We start from the raw sequence: 15380 nt of genomic DNA, 5'->3' as shown, positions 1-15380 counted from the left end.
CATAAAAAAACTCCGAAATTGCTTTCGGAGTTTTTATAAAATTTAGAAAAAGGACTAATCAATAATAATTTTTTTAGTCACTTTACTTCCGTTTCTTTCAATATTTAACAAATACATTCCTGAAGCAAAAGAACTAACATCTAATGTTCTTACTAATGTTTTGCTATTACTAAATTGATTGTAAACACGTCTACCTCTAATATCAAACATAGAGATATTAATATCGTCTGTGTTGTTTAATTTAATATTAAGTTCTCCTTGTGAAGGGTTTGGATAAACACTAATTGAGTTTACATCAAATTCTCCAATACTTAATTCAGATAAAACATTTACAGAGTAATCTTCTACTTGTCCCCAAAAAGCAGTGTCGCAAGGTACAAGACTATCAATGTTAGCTAATTGTTCATTTTTCATAATGATTCTCATAGTAGTAGTTCCTAAAACTGCATCAACAGGTACCATTATAGTATAAGGAGAATCTGTAGTAGCTACATCAATAACATTTAATGCTGTTCCTAAATTATATTTCTCGTTCGCTTCAAAAACGCAATTTTGATTCCAATCAACCCAAGCACTTATAACATACGGAAAATCACCATTAGTATTAACATGTACTGTAAGTTCATGACTTGAGTTTCTTTCAACATCTGTAGAAATTGCTGTAAAATCTTGATAAGGATCATCGGCACTTGGTGCTAAAGTCACATTATTAATCGTATTAAATATAACTCTGGTAATTCTATCATCATCAGGATTAGTTGCAGCAGAAGCACATAAACCATCAGTAATGGTAAGAGCAGCTGTAGCTGTTTTAACAGTCGATGGAGTGGTTGCAGTAACTGTAATAGTATAATCTCCAGGTGTTACACCAATAAGACCAGTAACGTCTAATATAAATGTCCCATCTGAGTCCAAGGTTGAAGGTGTAAAAGTGAAATCTGCACTAGGTATTGCAGGCACAACAGCAGCTGAGAATGTTGCTGTTTCAGAAAAACCACCAGATGTTACGTATATAAAATCGTAACTTACACCATCTATATTACAAGCCGATTGACCTCCAGTTGCATTACTTATATTGAAATCTGCACCATTAGTAGATACTGAAAACACATCTGAAATAGCGTAAAAAATATTATCTGCAGCTTCTACTAAGATTCGAGCATTGTTATTAGATCCAATACTTGGAACTGTAATAGATGCTGATCCAGTATTAGGTACTCCAGTGGCTAATGTTGTGCTAAAGTTTGCACCACCATCTGAAGAGAATAATATATTTACTGTTTGGCAATTAATTGCTGCATTAGCCGTTTGTCCAGCAACCCAAGTTACTGTTTCTGTACCACCTGATGTCCATGTTGGTGGCGTAGCAACCGTAAATGGAGTTACATTTTCTACAGTAACAGTCATCTCATCGGACATAGTGTTACCTGCAGTTGGTGCATTGTCTCTTACTGTAAATACAAAGCCCATAGTTCTAGCAACTGAAGGAATAACTTCCCATGTTGATGCTAAAGAACCAGCTAAAACGGTATTAAAGTCAGGAAAATATCTAACAGGAACAGGTTTTGGATCTAAAGATCTAAAAGTTGGTCCACCTGTATTTGTTGGTTGTGGTGGCATTGGTGCTGGCGTTGTATCGTTTTGTTCCCACGTATACGTTAATCCGTTTCCTGCATCGGCATCTGTTCCAACTCCAGTAAGTTTAAACGCAGTTGAAGGAGGTATAGAATAATCTAATCCTGCATCTGCTGTTGGTGCTGTATTTCCACTAGAAGTAACAGTTCCACAGGCACTACTAGCTCCTGCTGAAATGTTTATCCACATTTCTTTAATATTTTCACCATGAAAATAATCATCACTATTATTTTGCACATTTGGAGCACAAATACCTGCATAACCCATTATAGTCGAAGCACTTCCAGGCTCAACAGATACAGACGATCTATTACAGCTATTGTTTTGAGTATGGTTTCCACCAAACTGATGTCCCATTTCATGTGCTACATAATCAATATCGAAAGCATCACCTACAGGTGCTGGCGAACCAGTAACACCTCCAGCTTTTATACCAGTACATGGAGAGTTTAAATAAGCTACTCCACCACCACCAGTGCTAAATACATGTCCAATATCGTAATTCGCAGAACCAATATTTGTATCGCAAGTTGTTTGATTTTGGCCCAACATGGCTCCTCCATTATTATTTGTATAAGGGTCTGTACTAGCGTTAAAAAATATAATAGATGTATTATCTACCATCGTCATTGTCAAACCTAAGTCACGAACATATACACCATTTACACGATTCATTGTAGTAGTCATGGCTGCCATAACACTTCCAACAGTTCCTCCATGATACTGTGCATATTCGCCTGTACAAGCTAAAGCCAGTCTATACGTTCTTAATTTGCCATCATCTGCATTTCTAAGAGCTCTGTATTCCTCATCAGAAATACCACTTTTTTCTAGTACAGATTCAGTTTCGCAAAGAAAGTTATCATAATTAATATCCCCTTCTGAGTTTACAAAAGTGATGTATGTTTTTAAATCATTAGAATATGGTTCAATAAAAATGGTTTTCTTTTCAGATAAAATCATACCACTCAATCCTTTTTGAGGCGTTATCGTTAAACGAAGCATCGCAGCAGGATTTTCGATACCTACACCAACATAGGTTTTAATTTCAGGAAATTGAACAGCTAAGCTTGGTTCCATAATTGAAATTTCACTAATTCTGAAGGATTCAAAATCACCATCGGCATTTGGAAGTTGTACAACTACATTCGATGTTTTGTCGTAAGATTCGCTTTTAGGTGAATTGATAAGAATATTTGACAACTCATTTACATTTACATTAAATAATGTAGATTTTTGAGGAATTTGCTTGTAAAACTGCACCTTCTTTGAATCTATTTGATTTGAACTTATTTCATTCCAAATTGAAGATTGTTTTTGTGCAAATGCACAAATAGAAATCATCATGGTTATTAAAAACATGAAAACATTTCTAAAGTATTTTTTTTTCATAATAAAAAGTTTTATTTTAAGAGTTTAAAGGTAATTTGATAATTCTAATACACCAAAATTAAAATATTAAAATTCACTAACTACTTTATCAAAACATGATAAAAGCCTACTTATTTAACACATTGTTTTTGTTATTAGCTATAACTTCTTGTAAATCTAGTAAAGAAAGAAATTTAAACTCGCAATTAGAAACAATTAATTCTGACTGTCCAAGTGATGGAAAATGTTCTTTTGAAGTCCTTAAAAATAAATCTTTACAAATAAAGCAGGATGACTTTGGAGCACTTTACCCCGTTTTAGAAGAAGGAATATCTCATGTTATAAAGTTCGAGTATCAAAGAGATGAAATTGAAAACACACAAGATGGACATTATAGTGAACTAATATATGTTGAGCTTCCTCAAAATATGCAATCAATACAGCTAATTAATGATGATTTAAGCACTGTTAAAGTATTGTTTGCTAGATTGTGTTTCTGTAGAGGACAAACAGGATATTATAAGGTAACTAAGGGGCAATTAGAAATTACTAAAAATGAAGATGATACTTATAACTTTATGCTTCAGTTTCAAATTGATGAAGTACCACAAATTATTACTTTAATTGAAGCGTCTTTTCGACTATAAAAAAACTCCGAATATTAATTCGGAGTTTAAATTTTTAATCTTCAGTTGGTTTTTCTATCACAAAATCTTCCATAAATTTCGTGGTATAGTTTCCTGCTAAATAATCTGGATGTTCCATTAATTGTCTATGAAATGGAATGGTTGTTTTAATACCTTCAATTACGAATTCATCCAAAGCACGTTTCATTTTATTAATAGCTTCCTCACGTGTTTGAGCCGTTGTAATTAACTTCGCTATCATGGAATCATAATGCGGTGGAATAACATATCCAGCATACACATGGGTGTCTAAACGAATACCATGACCTCCAGGAGCGTGTAATGTTGTTATTTTTCCTGGAGAAGGTCTAAAGTCGTTAAAAGGATCTTCAGCATTAATTCTACATTCAATAGAATGTAAATTTGGCGTGTAGTTTTTACCTGAAATTGGTACACCTGCTGCTACGAGAATTTGTTCGCGAATTAAATCGAAATCGATAACTTGTTCGGTTATTGGGTGCTCTACTTGAATACGTGTATTCATTTCCATGAAGTAGAAATTTCTGTGTTTATCTACAAGAAATTCAACGGTTCCAGCACCTTCGTATTTTATATATTCTGCAGCTTTTACGGCAGCATCTCCCATTTTTTTACGCAAAGCTGTTGTCATAAATGGCGATGGTACTTCTTCTGTTAGTTTTTGATGTCTTCTTTGAATAGAACAATCTCTTTCAGAAAGGTGACAAGCTTTTCCTTTTGAGTCTCCAACAATTTGTATTTCGATATGTCTAGGCTCTTCAATGAGTTTTTCCATGTACATATCGTCGTTTCCAAAGGCTGCTTTAGATTCTTGTCTTGCAGAATCCCAAGCTTCTTTTAATTTTTCTGGCTTCCAAACAGCTCTCATGCCTTTTCCACCACCTCCTGCAGTTGCTTTAAGCATGACAGGATAACCAGTTTCTTTAGCTATTTTTTCGCATTCTTCAAAACTTTCAATAATACCATCGCTTCCAGGAACACAAGGAACTCCAGCTTCTTTCATAGTCGCTTTTGCTGAAGCTTTGTCTCCCATTCGATTAATCATTTCAGCTGATGCTCCAATGAATTTTATTTTATGTTCTTCGCAAATTTTAGAAAATTTAGCATTTTCTGATAAGAATCCATAACCAGGATGTATGGCGTCTGCATTAGTAATTTCTGCAGCTGCAATAACATTAGACATTTTTAAATACGACAAGTTACTTGGTGGTGGTCCAATACATACTGCTTCATCTGCAAACTTAACAGGCAAGCTTTCTGCATCTGCAGTAGAATATACTGCCACTGTTTTAATACCCATTTCTTTACAGGTTCTAATAACGCGCAGTGCTATTTCGCCTCTATTGGCAACTAATATTTTTTTAAACATAATTCTATTGAGTTTATTCGTTTATTCGTTTATTGGTTTATAGTTCTCTAGTTAAAAAAACTTTGAACTTTAAATTTTAAACTTTAAACTTTAGATTATGATGGATCAACTAAAAATAATGGCTGATCGAATTCTACAGGTGATGAATCGTCTACAAGTACTTTCACGACTTTTCCTGAAACTTCAGATTCTATTTCATTAAATAGTTTCATGGCTTCAATGATACATAAAACATCTCCTTCTTTAATTGTTTGACCTACTTCAACAAAAACTGGTTTGTCTGGTGAGGGTTTACGATATAAGGTTCCAATAATAGGAGATTTTATTGTTATGTATTTAGAGTCTTCATCTGCACTAGGTGCAGCTTGAGGAGCTTCAGCTGTAGGTTGTGCTGCAGGTGCTGGAGCTTGAGCTACTGGTGCGCCGACAGGAATTTGCTGTACATAGGTTGTTGTTTCTTGTTTGTCATCACTTCCTGTTTTGATAGTGATTTTTACATCTTCTGTTTCTAATTTAACTTCACTTGCTCCAGATTTAGCAACAAATTTAATTAAGTTTTGAATGTCCTTTAAATCCATAATTTTAGATATTAAATTTAATTTAGTAGTTAGTTAGGAGTTATAAGCCCATTTTAAATAAATAGAGCCCCAAGTAAATCCACCACCAAAGGCAGCAAAAATTAAATTGTCTCCTTTTTTTAGTTGGGATTCGTAATCGTTTAATAATAAAGGAAGAGTTGCTGATGTGGTATTACCATATTTTTCAATATTCATCATCACTTTTTCTTCCTCTAATTCTATTCTATTAGCCGTTGCATCAATAATGCGTTTGTTAGCTTGATGTGCAACCAACCAAGATACATCTTTAGTTGTTAAGTTATTTCTATCTAATATTTTTACAGCCACATCTGCCATGTTAAAAACAGCATTTTTAAAGACTGTTTTACCATCTTGAAAAACTTGATGTTTATGGTCTTTAATGGCCTCAGGTGTTGAAGGGTAGGAAGAACCACCATAAGTTGCTTGTAAAAATTCTCTTCCCGAACCATCGCTTCTTAAAAATTCATCCTGCAAACCAAGGTCTTCTTCGTTAGGTTCAAATAACACAGCACCACCACCGTCGCCAAAGATGATACAGGTTGCTCTATCTTCGTAATTTATCATGGATGAGTTTTTATCTGCTCCTATTAATAGAACTTTCTTGTATTTACCAGACTCGATATATCTAGCTGCTACAGACATGCCGTATAAAAAACTAGAACAGGCAGCTTCTAAATCGAATGAAAAAGCATTAGTTGCCCCAATTTTAGTAGCTGTATATGCTGATGTAGATGCCGCTTTCATGTCTGGAGTTGCAGTTGCAACAATAACTAACTCAATATCTTTAGGGTTGATACCACTTTTATCAATAAGGTTTTGAGCCGCTTTAATGGCTAAATAAGAAGTGCCTTGACCTTCTTCTTTAAGAATTCTTCTTTCTTTAATTCCTGTTCTTGTAGTTATCCACTCATCATTTGTATCAACCATGTCTTCTAACATTTTATTAGTTAATACATAATCTGGAACATAGCCACCTACAGCTGTAATTGCTGCTGAGATTTTACTCATAATATTTAAAGTTAATTTGACTCAAAATTATTGCGAATTGAATCAAATAATCATGAAATGTATAAAAAGCAATTCATTTTGGTCTAATTTAATGCAAATTAAGTCGTTTTTCACTTCTATAAAAATTTAAAACAAAAAAAACGCTCACAAGTGAGCGTTTTATTATATGCGTGCATAATACTTATGCTAAATTTTCTTCAACTTCTGAGTTATCTATAAGAACTTGTCCTCTATAGTATAATTTACCTTCGTGCCAATGAGCTCTATGGTATAAGTGTGCTTCTCCTGTTGTAGGACACGTAGCAATTTGAGGTGCTGTTGCTTTATAATGTGTTCTTCTTTTATCTCTTCTTTGTTTCGAGATTTTTCTTTTAGGATGTGCCATTTTTTATGTTTATTTATCCGTTAATAGTTTCTTTAATGTATTCCAACGAGGATCTGTTTCCTCTTCAGTTTCTTTGTTTTCTTTAAGCTTTGGGCTTAATTCTTCTAATTTTTTAAGTATGTCTGAATCTAATGTTCCATCTTCAACGCCAGGATGAATCCTTTTGGTTGGTACAGAAAGAACAATTAACTCATAAATATATTGTTGAATATTTAATTCATATTCACCATGTGGTAGAATTAATATATCAATTTCTTCATCATTAAATTCTTCACCAAAATTAACAACTAAATTAAATTGGTTTGAAATGTCTTGATTGTAAGCTTCATTTGTTACATCGCAATTGATGTTAATGGTTCCTGAAATATCAAAATCTAATTCAAGTAAGGTAGTTTTTTTCTCTAAAACTAAATCTACCTTAACAGAAGCATCGTTAAATTCTTCATACTCAAAATGTTCAAAGAACGCATTATCAATTTGATATTCAAAATGATGCTTTCCTAGTTTTAATCCTACAAAGGGAATTGTAAACTCTTTCAATAGCTTCATTATCACATCTAATTTGAGCATGCAAATATAATAAAATATTCTTTAGATAAAACAACTTGTAAACATTTTTTGTTTATATCTTTTTTGGTCTGGTTTTTAAGGGATTTTTGTTCAGTTTTTCATGTTCATTTCTATTTTTGAATATCTGTATGGCTGTAAAAACAGCCTCTTTAAATGAGCATTCATCTGCTTCGCCTTTTCCTGCAATTTCAAAGGCTGTTCCATGGTCTGGAGAGGTTCTTATTTTGTTTAATCCAGCTGTAAAATTAACTCCTTTTCCAAAGGCAAGTGTTTTAAATGGAATTAATCCTTGATCGTGATATGAAGCAATAATAGCATCGAAATTCTTGTAATTTTTAGTACCAAAAAAACTATCTGCAGCATATGGGCCATAAACTAACCTACCTTTATCTCTAATTTCAGTTAACGTTGGTCTTAAAATATCGTCGTCTTCACTTCCAATAACGCCATTGTCTCCAGTGTGAGGATTAATTCCTAAAACGGCGACTTTGGGTCTTCTTATTTTAAAATCTCTTTCAAGAGATTGGTAAATGATGTTTAATTTGTCTTTAATTAACTCTTTAGTTATATGACTCGAAATATCCTTGACTGGTACATGATCTGTTAATAGACCTACTCTTAAATCATCAGACACCATAAACATTAAACTTGTTCCTTCAAGCTCTTGGGCTAAATAATCTGTATGGCCTGGAAATTTAAATACTTCAGATTGTATGTTATGCTTATTTATAGGAGCAGTTACCAATACATCTATCTTGTTTTCTTTTAAAGCTTTAGTTGCTGCTTGTAAAGATTTAATTGCATATTCGCCAATTACAGGATCTTCTTTTCCAAATTCTATATTGAATTTGTCGTTCCAAACATTGAATACATTTAACTTCCCTAGAATTATTTGATTGAAATTGTTGATGCCATTAAAGTTTAATTTAAAATCAAAATGTTTGTTTAAAAAGCTAATGGTTTTAACCGATGCAAAAATTACAGGTGTACAAAATTCTAACATTCTTACATCTTCGAAAGTTTTTAAAACCACTTCTCCACCAATACCATTTAAGTCTCCTATAGATATTCCTACAATTATATTTTCTTCGTTCTTCATTAAATAAGATAACTTTTGTTTGTAATTTTACACCTGCAAATTTAACCAAATATTCGACATATATGTTTACAGGAATCATTGAAAGTGTTGGCGAAGTAAAAGATTTAAAAAAAGAACTCAATAATCTTCACATAACTATCGCTTGTAATTTTACAAATGAGTTAAAAATAGATCAAAGCGTAGCACATAATGGTGTATGTTTAACTGTCGTTAATATTTCTGGTAATCAATATACTGTAACAGCCATTGAAGAAACACTAATCAAAACAAATTTAAGTGACTTAAAGGTTTCTGATTCTGTGAATTTAGAGCGTGCTATGAAACTTGGAGACAGATTGGATGGACATATTGTCCAAGGACATGTAGACCAAACAGCTATTTGTAAAAATATTCAAAACGAAGAAGGTAGTTGGAAATATACTTTTCAATATGATTCTAATCTAAACAACATTACTATTGAAAAAGGATCTATAACTGTAAATGGAGTCAGCCTTACTGTAGTTGATTCTAAAAAAGATATGTTTAGTGTGGCTATTATTCCTTATACTTATGAGCATACAAACTTTAAAAGTTTTAAAATTGGCACAAAAGTAAACTTAGAATTTGATGTTATTGGCAAATATGTAACGCGATTGATGCGTTTAAATTAACGCTTTAATAATTTTTTTACACCTATAAAAATCCCTACAAACAGACCTATTGCAATTCCTCCATCTACAGGTAGTCCTGGTGGTGGTGGTGGCATTGGAGGTGGAGGTGTGCTTTGGGCAACACATACAAAACTTATTAATACAAATAAGATTGAGGCAACCATTTTTTTATTTTGTATCTTCATTTGGTTGTAAATGTATAAAAAAAAGCGACTATTCAAAATAAAAACAACAAAAATTATCCATGAAATGCAAAATTCTTCGATTAAATGCATTTATTTTGGATTATTTACTTACATTGAATTTTAATCAAATATATGTTTTTTGATTTATAACAGTGTATATATTCGTTTATATCACTAAATTAATAGTTATGTTGTTTAATATTAATTTTTAATCTGTTTTTATAAAAAATTAAAAGTAATATTTAAACGAAAATTAATCCGTTTTAGTATTTCTTCTTTAGTTACTAGAATAATTTAAATCATGTTTTGTCTGGAGATTTATAATATTTAAAATCTATCCTGGTTCCTTTTCAGAGCCACTTTCAATTTTAAGCAAACCTCTAAAGGCATCATTTACAGTATTTCCCTCATAAAGTACTTTATAAACTTCTCTAGATATTGGCATATCTACCTTATAATCTTTAGCTAATTCCATGACTACTTTAGCGGTTTTCACACCTTCAGCAACTTCATTCATTTCTTTTATAATTTGTTCCAAACTTTTACCTCGTCCAATTTCAAATCCTACATGGTGATTTCTACTTTTAGAGCTGGAACAAGTTGCTACTAAATCACCCATACCTGCAAGTCCAGAAAAGGTTCTTCTTTTCCCTCCCATGGCTGTTCCTAATCGGGTTAATTCAGATAAACCTCTAGTTATTAATGCAGCTCTTGTATTATCTCCAGCATTTGCTCCATCTCCCATGCCAGTGGCAATGGCCATGATGTTTTTTAATGCACCTCCAAGCTCGCAACCTATAACATCATTATTAGTATATACTCTAAATAAACCTGTGCTAAATACTTGTTGTAATTGTTTGGCTATGGTTTTATCTACCATAGCAATAACTGCAGCTGCAGCTTGACCTGAGTGGATTTCCTTTGCTAAGTTTGGTCCCGTTAATACACCTGCTGGATGACCAGGAAGTTCTTGAGCAATTATCTGAGTCATGCGCATTTTAGTATCTAATTCCAACCCTTTAGATAAACTAACAATGGGAACCCAAGGTCTAATGTGTGGTTTTGCATCTTTTAAAACATCTCGGAAGTGTTGTGAAGGAACTCCCATAACAATCACATCTGCGTGCTTTACTGTTTCTTCAATTGAGCTTGACGCTATTAAGTTCCTATTTAATTTGGCCCCTGGTAAATATTTAGAATTTGTATGTTCTTCGTTTATTTCCTGAACTGTCTTTTCATTTCTAGCCCATAAAATTGTATGATTGTTTTTTGCAGTCAAGGAGGCTACAGTTGTTCCCCAAGATCCACCACCAAGTATTCCTACATTTAATTTCATGCGCTTAATTTTTGAGTTTTTAACTTGTCATATGTAACATCCAGTTCATGTTCTTTATTATCAAAAAAGATTAAGGATGTTTTAAAGATTAATTATCTAATTCGTTTAAGTATAAATTCCTAACATCTTCAATATGTTTATTAATGTGTTTTAGTTTCCAAAGGGATGTGTCTACAGGATCAAGAACGACCACTTCAATATGAGTTGGTTTAAATAAATTTGTTCCTTTTGGCATGGCCATATAGGCATTCTTTATTACTATTGGAATTATAGGTACACCCGCTTGCATGGCTAAATGAAAAGCTCCTTTCTTAAAGGAACCCAGTTCTTTACTCCCACTTCTTGTACCTTCAGGAGCAATGGCTACAGAAACACCACTCTTTAAAGCATCGACTGCAGGTTGCATCGCTTCAATGGCTTTCTCTTTATTGGCACGATCGACATAAATAGCTCCTAAAGCTTTAAAAATAGGTCCAACTGGCGTTCGTTCCAATTCTTTTTTTGCAATACCTGTAAAATCGTGGCGAATTAATTTCATAACAATAAAGAAGTCTGCAGCACTTTGGTGATTAAAACAAAAAACGGCTGGTCTTATTTCTTCTAAATTGTGTTTTCCTTTTACAGCGATTTCTAAACCTGCCATTTTAGATCCTAAATCTCCAATACTAGAAAATGTTGTGTTTGCAGCTTCTTGTTTAGATAGCGTCATAGCTCCTTTTAGTAATCCTTTTACTGCTGAAGGATATATACTAGCAGCAGCCAATGCCGTTCTAAAACCATTAACTACCGGTTTTCCTACAGGTTCTTCAAATCTTAAAATTGGCCAATTATTTTCGAAGGCCATTTGAGATAATCTCTGATCTGGATTTGTAGCTACTGGATTTCCTACAATTTTAAGTAGGGGTAAATCTTCAATACTGTCCGTATAAAAATAACTTTTCGATAAATCTGTCTGATTCTTCTTTGCAAATTTTCTTGCTGCTCTTGCTTTTCCTTCTCCCCAACACATTTCGGAAACACGACCTGTAAATTTGCCGTTTCGTAATTCCATTTCCGTAGCATAAATATCTTTAATTCCTAAGGCTTTTGCAATAGGTTCAATTTGATAGGTGGTGGCTGCTGAAATAATAACCACTTTATGTCCTTTGGCTAAGTGTTTCTCAATTAATTCGCGAGATTCTGGATAGATGGTTTCTTCTAAAAAATCTTCAAAAACTTGTTCTCCTAATTCAGAAAATGCCGATTCGGCAATACCTTTTACACCGAGTGCTGCTATTTTAGTAAGCACTTCAAAATCTCTATTTCCTGCTGCAAATATTAAAGCTGTTGCAAATTGTGTAAGATATTCTTTTGCTGTTGTTTTTCCGCTAAACAAGCGTGTTGTCATGAATTTTTTTGCAGAAAAATCATTGATTAATGTTCTGTCCATATCAAAAAAGGCTGTGATATGTGGTCCTTCTTCGACAATTTCATCCTGATGAATTTCATCCACGCCAGAATCTGGAACAACGACTTGCTCTATTGATTGTTCTTTAATACTTTTTTTGTCTTGAACAATTTCAATTTGTTTTAAATAGAATAAACGCTCAGATAAATCCTCTAGTTGATTTTTCCAGTTCTCTAATCCATTATAATCTAAGTTTTTTTCCAGTGGAACTAAATTTGCATTTTTAGCAAAACGAAGGGCATTAATTAAAAAGGGTTTAGAGACACTATCTAAACGAGTTATTTTAGATTGCCAATGCAGCTCTTTTCCTTTAAACATAGCTAATTCAATGAATTTTTTGTCTGAAAAATCATCATCTGTATCCCAACTATTTAGGGTGTGACAAACGACTTTATCTGCTTCTAAATAAGATAATAGTATGGCTCTAGAAACAAACAAATCTTGTTTTTTTAACAGGGCAGAAATATCTCCTTTTGGATCTGCTAAAACAGTTCTCCAATTAGCATCAAATCGTAATAATTCTGCTTCAATTTCACTACTAAACTTCGGTTTATTGGTGTAGAAAAATTCGAATTTGAATAAATTACGAAGCCTCATAATCTCCTCCCAAAAATTGGTGATTCGATTAGCAGAGGTATCGTCTTTTATTTTTACCAAAGCCATTTCAATAAAAGCCTGGTGGTATAAATGGCCTGAAGCCATATTAGCATAATAGGTAGCTGGCAAATATTCTGTTGAAACTAAGCTGTATTGTGCACGTTGACCTGCTCTACTTTTTTGAACTATTCGCGCTCCTTGCAATAAGTTTAAGGCTTTTTGAATGGTAACACCAATCTTATTACCACGATCTATAAGTACATCTTCTTGTTTTTGACCAATGTAGGTCATTAATTTATTTACCTTAAACTCAATCTCTTTTTTTGTTAAGGCAAAATCATTAAGTAATGTATGGCAAACCAATGAAACTGTGGTTACTGGCGTAATGGCGTTTGCTTTATGAATGAGCTCAAAAGCAAAACGTGGTAATGTGTTTTTATCTGCATAACTATCTTCTTCCATATCTGGAATAATTGCTTGCTGGTCTTCTTCTAATGCAACAGGTTCTCCAAAACGAATAGCAGCACGACCATAATCGTTCCCTAATTTTCTAATGTAGCTAAGTGCTTCTTTAACATTCTCAGACTTTTTTTCTTGTCCTTTCCCTTCTTCTGTCATTTCCTTAACATCCGGAATCAAATCGTAAACAATAGAAACAGGCACATACTTTATTGCTCTAGCACTTTGTAATTCGCCTTCTTTAATATATTTTAAGATCCCCATTTTAGGGTAGATAATTTTTCCGGTTCTAGAACGTGTCCCTTCAATATTCCAGGTAAGGTGATCGCCTTTATCTATGATGGTAGAAATGTAATGACGTAAAGCTGCTTTGTAAATTAAATCGTCTTTAAAACTGCGACGAATAAAAATAAGTCCTGCATTATTTCCTATTTGTTTTAATCCTGGAAACGCCAAATTACTGCCTCCAAATGAATATGGAATTGGCATTCCATATCGTGCTAATGTTGAAATAAGCACTAAAGTGTCTAAATAAGTTTTATGTGTCATGATAAACGCTACAGAGTTTTTCTGCATGAGTTTCATGAGTTTTTTTATGCCTTTAGGGTCTACGTCAATCTTATCGCTATAAGCTCTAGACAAGATATAGTCAAAACTTTTTACAGATACTAATTTTGCCATAGGATGCTGTTGTGCATACAGCTCCTTAATGCAATTAGCGCCTTGCTTTTTAACTTGATCAAGATCCATATCTTGCTCAATAGCAATTTGCTTTAAAGCTTCCTGAAATTTATGATGATCAATAATCTGATCCATAGTTTGTTATTTTATAACTTGTACAATTGGCTTTTTTGTTTTGAAAGCTTTACGTGCTTTATTCCAAAAATTTGGATACAAAAAACGTTCAATATTGGAACCCACATCTCTTATTTTTTTACCTTGTATATTGGCACTCAACATATTGGCTGTGACTAATAAGACACTTACATTGGCTCCCATGCCTGAATGACTTCCAAATACTTCAATATTTTTTATGTTCTTTCTAGAAGTTGCAGCTTCAACACAGTGTTTCCATGGTACTAGACCATCGGTTTTAGTGTAAATACAAGTTACTGGAACATTTGGAATGGGTTCTAGTTCTGCTAAAAATCGTTCGTTACGTTCTTTTAAAGATTTTCCTCTAAAGAATTCTAGCAAACCATAAACAGGTGTTTTCATATCCATAACTCCCCAAATAGGAGAGCCAATCGTTAAAATTTGCTCCACCTGATCTGGATGTCTGTTTGCAATTATTTTAGCAAAAATACCTCCACCACTCCAACCTACGATACTTACTTTTTCTTGATGTTGTTGATAAATGTCGTGTAATTTCTCTTCTAATCTTGGAATATAATGCGCTTTTACCATATTAAAACCAAGCTCCCATTTATAGGTTGTAAACCCCAAGGATTGAAGGTATTTTCTAACAAATGAAGTTGAGAAATCATCTCCTAAATAAGGCGGAATTAACAATACAGGTTTTCCGTTACCTTTAATACGTTTTGGAATAAATGGATAAAAACAATAAATAGAAGACCACTCTAATAATGATCTTGTTTCCATAAACATATTAAACAATGGTGGCAATGGAATTTTTTTATTAATAAGCGTAATCTCCTTTTTAAAACGTTCAACAATAGAATTAGTGTATTTATATTCCTCTTGATTGTGTCCGTTAGAGATAGTTGCTGCAATTTGTTCTAAAATAGTTTCTAAGGTTATATAATTACGATTCGAGCCTAATTCTTCGCAAACTAAAATAGTTTTATCTAAAAGTTGTTCTATGTTTTCGTGTTCATCTTTATCAACGGCATTTATAAGCACTTTTATTTCTTTTTCAAATGGGTGGTCTTTTATTTGTTGACGTACCAGTTTTTTAGCCTCTTTTAATGTCAAGCCATTTAAAACACCTAAAGCAACTGCTAAACGCGAGAAAATTCGATATAAAATTTGAGTTTCTTCCATG

At 33.1% G+C, this 15380-nt stretch carries 13 protein-coding genes; 2 read left to right on the top strand and 11 right to left on the bottom strand.

Going from position 1 to position 15380, the window contains the following annotated elements; translation table 11 throughout:
- Positions 1–54: 54 nt before the first annotated feature.
- Positions 55–3027, bottom strand: coding sequence for a reprolysin-like metallopeptidase (locus ACI5KZ_RS06510; protein WP_406847252.1), 2973 nt, complete (start codon positions 3025–3027; stop codon positions 55–57).
- A gap of 95 nt (positions 3028–3122) precedes the next feature.
- Between ACI5KZ_RS06510 and ACI5KZ_RS06505 the strand changes: the two genes are divergently transcribed.
- Entirely contained in the window at positions 3123–3653 is a 531-nt protein-coding gene (locus ACI5KZ_RS06505) for a hypothetical protein (RefSeq protein ID WP_406847251.1), read from the top strand.
- Between the two features lie 34 nt (positions 3654–3687).
- On the opposite strand, the gene accC is transcribed toward ACI5KZ_RS06505, so the two are convergent.
- The 6 genes from accC to pdxA all read right to left on the bottom strand — a co-directional run bounded on the left by accC (position 3688) and on the right by pdxA (position 8701).
- Entirely contained in the window at positions 3688–5040 is a 1353-nt protein-coding gene (accC, locus tag ACI5KZ_RS06500; protein ID WP_109308171.1) for an acetyl-CoA carboxylase biotin carboxylase subunit, read from the bottom strand.
- Positions 5041–5135: 95 nt separating this feature from the next.
- Positions 5136–5618, bottom strand: a complete 483-nt coding sequence (accB, locus tag ACI5KZ_RS06495) for an acetyl-CoA carboxylase biotin carboxyl carrier protein (RefSeq protein WP_109308170.1) — start codon at positions 5616–5618, stop codon at positions 5136–5138.
- A gap of 33 nt (positions 5619–5651) precedes the next feature.
- Entirely contained in the window at positions 5652–6647 is a 996-nt protein-coding gene (locus tag ACI5KZ_RS06490; RefSeq protein WP_109308169.1) for a beta-ketoacyl-ACP synthase III, read from the bottom strand.
- A 181-nt stretch (positions 6648–6828) separates the two neighbouring features.
- Entirely contained in the window at positions 6829–7032 is a 204-nt protein-coding gene (rpmF, locus tag ACI5KZ_RS06485; RefSeq protein WP_109308168.1) for a 50S ribosomal protein L32, read from the bottom strand.
- 9 nt (positions 7033–7041) lie between these two features.
- On the bottom strand, positions 7042–7581 hold the full coding sequence (locus tag ACI5KZ_RS06480; RefSeq protein ID WP_109308167.1) for a DUF177 domain-containing protein: 540 nt from the start codon (positions 7579–7581) through the stop codon (positions 7042–7044).
- A gap of 73 nt (positions 7582–7654) precedes the next feature.
- Positions 7655–8701 (bottom strand): 4-hydroxythreonine-4-phosphate dehydrogenase PdxA, encoded by a 1047-nt coding sequence (gene pdxA / locus ACI5KZ_RS06475; RefSeq protein ID WP_406847250.1) that lies wholly within the window; start codon positions 8699–8701, stop codon positions 7655–7657.
- A gap of 62 nt (positions 8702–8763) precedes the next feature.
- Here pdxA and ACI5KZ_RS06470 point away from each other — a divergent pair, with 62 nt between their 5' ends.
- Positions 8764–9351 carry a riboflavin synthase gene (locus ACI5KZ_RS06470; protein ID WP_109308165.1) on the top strand — a complete coding sequence of 196 codons (588 nt, stop codon included), beginning with the start codon at positions 8764–8766 and terminating at the stop codon, positions 9349–9351.
- Here the strand turns inward: ACI5KZ_RS06470 and ACI5KZ_RS06465 are convergent.
- From ACI5KZ_RS06465 to ACI5KZ_RS06450, 4 genes are all read right to left on the bottom strand, one after another.
- Positions 9348–9536 carry a PID-CTERM protein-sorting domain-containing protein gene (locus ACI5KZ_RS06465; protein ID WP_109308707.1) on the bottom strand — a complete coding sequence of 63 codons (189 nt, stop codon included), beginning with the start codon at positions 9534–9536 and terminating at the stop codon, positions 9348–9350. The genes ACI5KZ_RS06470 and ACI5KZ_RS06465 overlap by 4 nt on opposite strands.
- Before the next feature lie 334 nt (positions 9537–9870).
- Entirely contained in the window at positions 9871–10872 is a 1002-nt protein-coding gene (locus ACI5KZ_RS06460; RefSeq protein ID WP_406847249.1) for an NAD(P)H-dependent glycerol-3-phosphate dehydrogenase, read from the bottom strand.
- 88 nt (positions 10873–10960) lie between these two features.
- The gene (locus tag ACI5KZ_RS06455; RefSeq protein WP_406847248.1) at positions 10961–14191 is read right to left on the bottom strand and encodes an HAD-IB family hydrolase; all 3231 of its coding nucleotides are present in this window, start codon (positions 14189–14191) and stop codon (positions 10961–10963) included.
- 6 nt (positions 14192–14197) lie between these two features.
- Positions 14198–15379 carry an alpha/beta hydrolase gene (locus ACI5KZ_RS06450; protein ID WP_406847247.1) on the bottom strand — a complete coding sequence of 394 codons (1182 nt, stop codon included), beginning with the start codon at positions 15377–15379 and terminating at the stop codon, positions 14198–14200.
- Between the last annotated feature and the right edge of the window lies 1 nt (position 15380).

Origin of the sequence: Xanthomarina sp. GH4-25 (assembly GCF_045363175.1) — a bacterium.
Taxonomy (GTDB): Bacteria; Bacteroidota; Bacteroidia; order Flavobacteriales; family Flavobacteriaceae; genus Xanthomarina.
The sequence above is the reverse complement of the archived record's forward strand: the minus strand, read 5'-3'. Positions and strand labels throughout refer to the sequence as shown.

Bases quoted from the DNA above. Each gene is read 5' to 3' on its own strand.
- ACI5KZ_RS06510 (WP_406847252.1), bottom strand. From the start codon at position 3,027: ATGAAAAAAAAATACTTTAGAAATGTTTTCATGTTTTTAATAACCATG.
- ACI5KZ_RS06505 (WP_406847251.1), top strand. From the start codon at position 3,123: ATGATAAAAGCCTACTTATTTAACACATTGTTTTTGTTATTAGCTATA.
- accC (WP_109308171.1), bottom strand. From the start codon at position 5,040: ATGTTTAAAAAAATATTAGTTGCCAATAGAGGCGAAATAGCACTGCGC.
- accB (WP_109308170.1), bottom strand. From the start codon at position 5,618: ATGGATTTAAAGGACATTCAAAACTTAATTAAATTTGTTGCTAAATCT.
- ACI5KZ_RS06490 (WP_109308169.1), bottom strand. From the start codon at position 6,647: ATGAGTAAAATCTCAGCAGCAATTACAGCTGTAGGTGGCTATGTTCCA.
- rpmF (WP_109308168.1), bottom strand. From the start codon at position 7,032: ATGGCACATCCTAAAAGAAAAATCTCGAAACAAAGAAGAGATAAAAGA.
- ACI5KZ_RS06480 (WP_109308167.1), bottom strand. From the start codon at position 7,581: ATGAAGCTATTGAAAGAGTTTACAATTCCCTTTGTAGGATTAAAACTA.
- pdxA (WP_406847250.1), bottom strand. From the start codon at position 8,701: ATGAAGAACGAAGAAAATATAATTGTAGGAATATCTATAGGAGACTTA.
- ACI5KZ_RS06470 (WP_109308165.1), top strand. From the start codon at position 8,764: ATGTTTACAGGAATCATTGAAAGTGTTGGCGAAGTAAAAGATTTAAAA.
- ACI5KZ_RS06465 (WP_109308707.1), bottom strand. From the start codon at position 9,536: ATGAAGATACAAAATAAAAAAATGGTTGCCTCAATCTTATTTGTATTA.
- ACI5KZ_RS06460 (WP_406847249.1), bottom strand. From the start codon at position 10,872: ATGAAATTAAATGTAGGAATACTTGGTGGTGGATCTTGGGGAACAACT.
- ACI5KZ_RS06455 (WP_406847248.1), bottom strand. From the start codon at position 14,191: ATGGATCAGATTATTGATCATCATAAATTTCAGGAAGCTTTAAAGCAA.
- ACI5KZ_RS06450 (WP_406847247.1), bottom strand. From the start codon at position 15,379: ATGGAAGAAACTCAAATTTTATATCGAATTTTCTCGCGTTTAGCAGTT.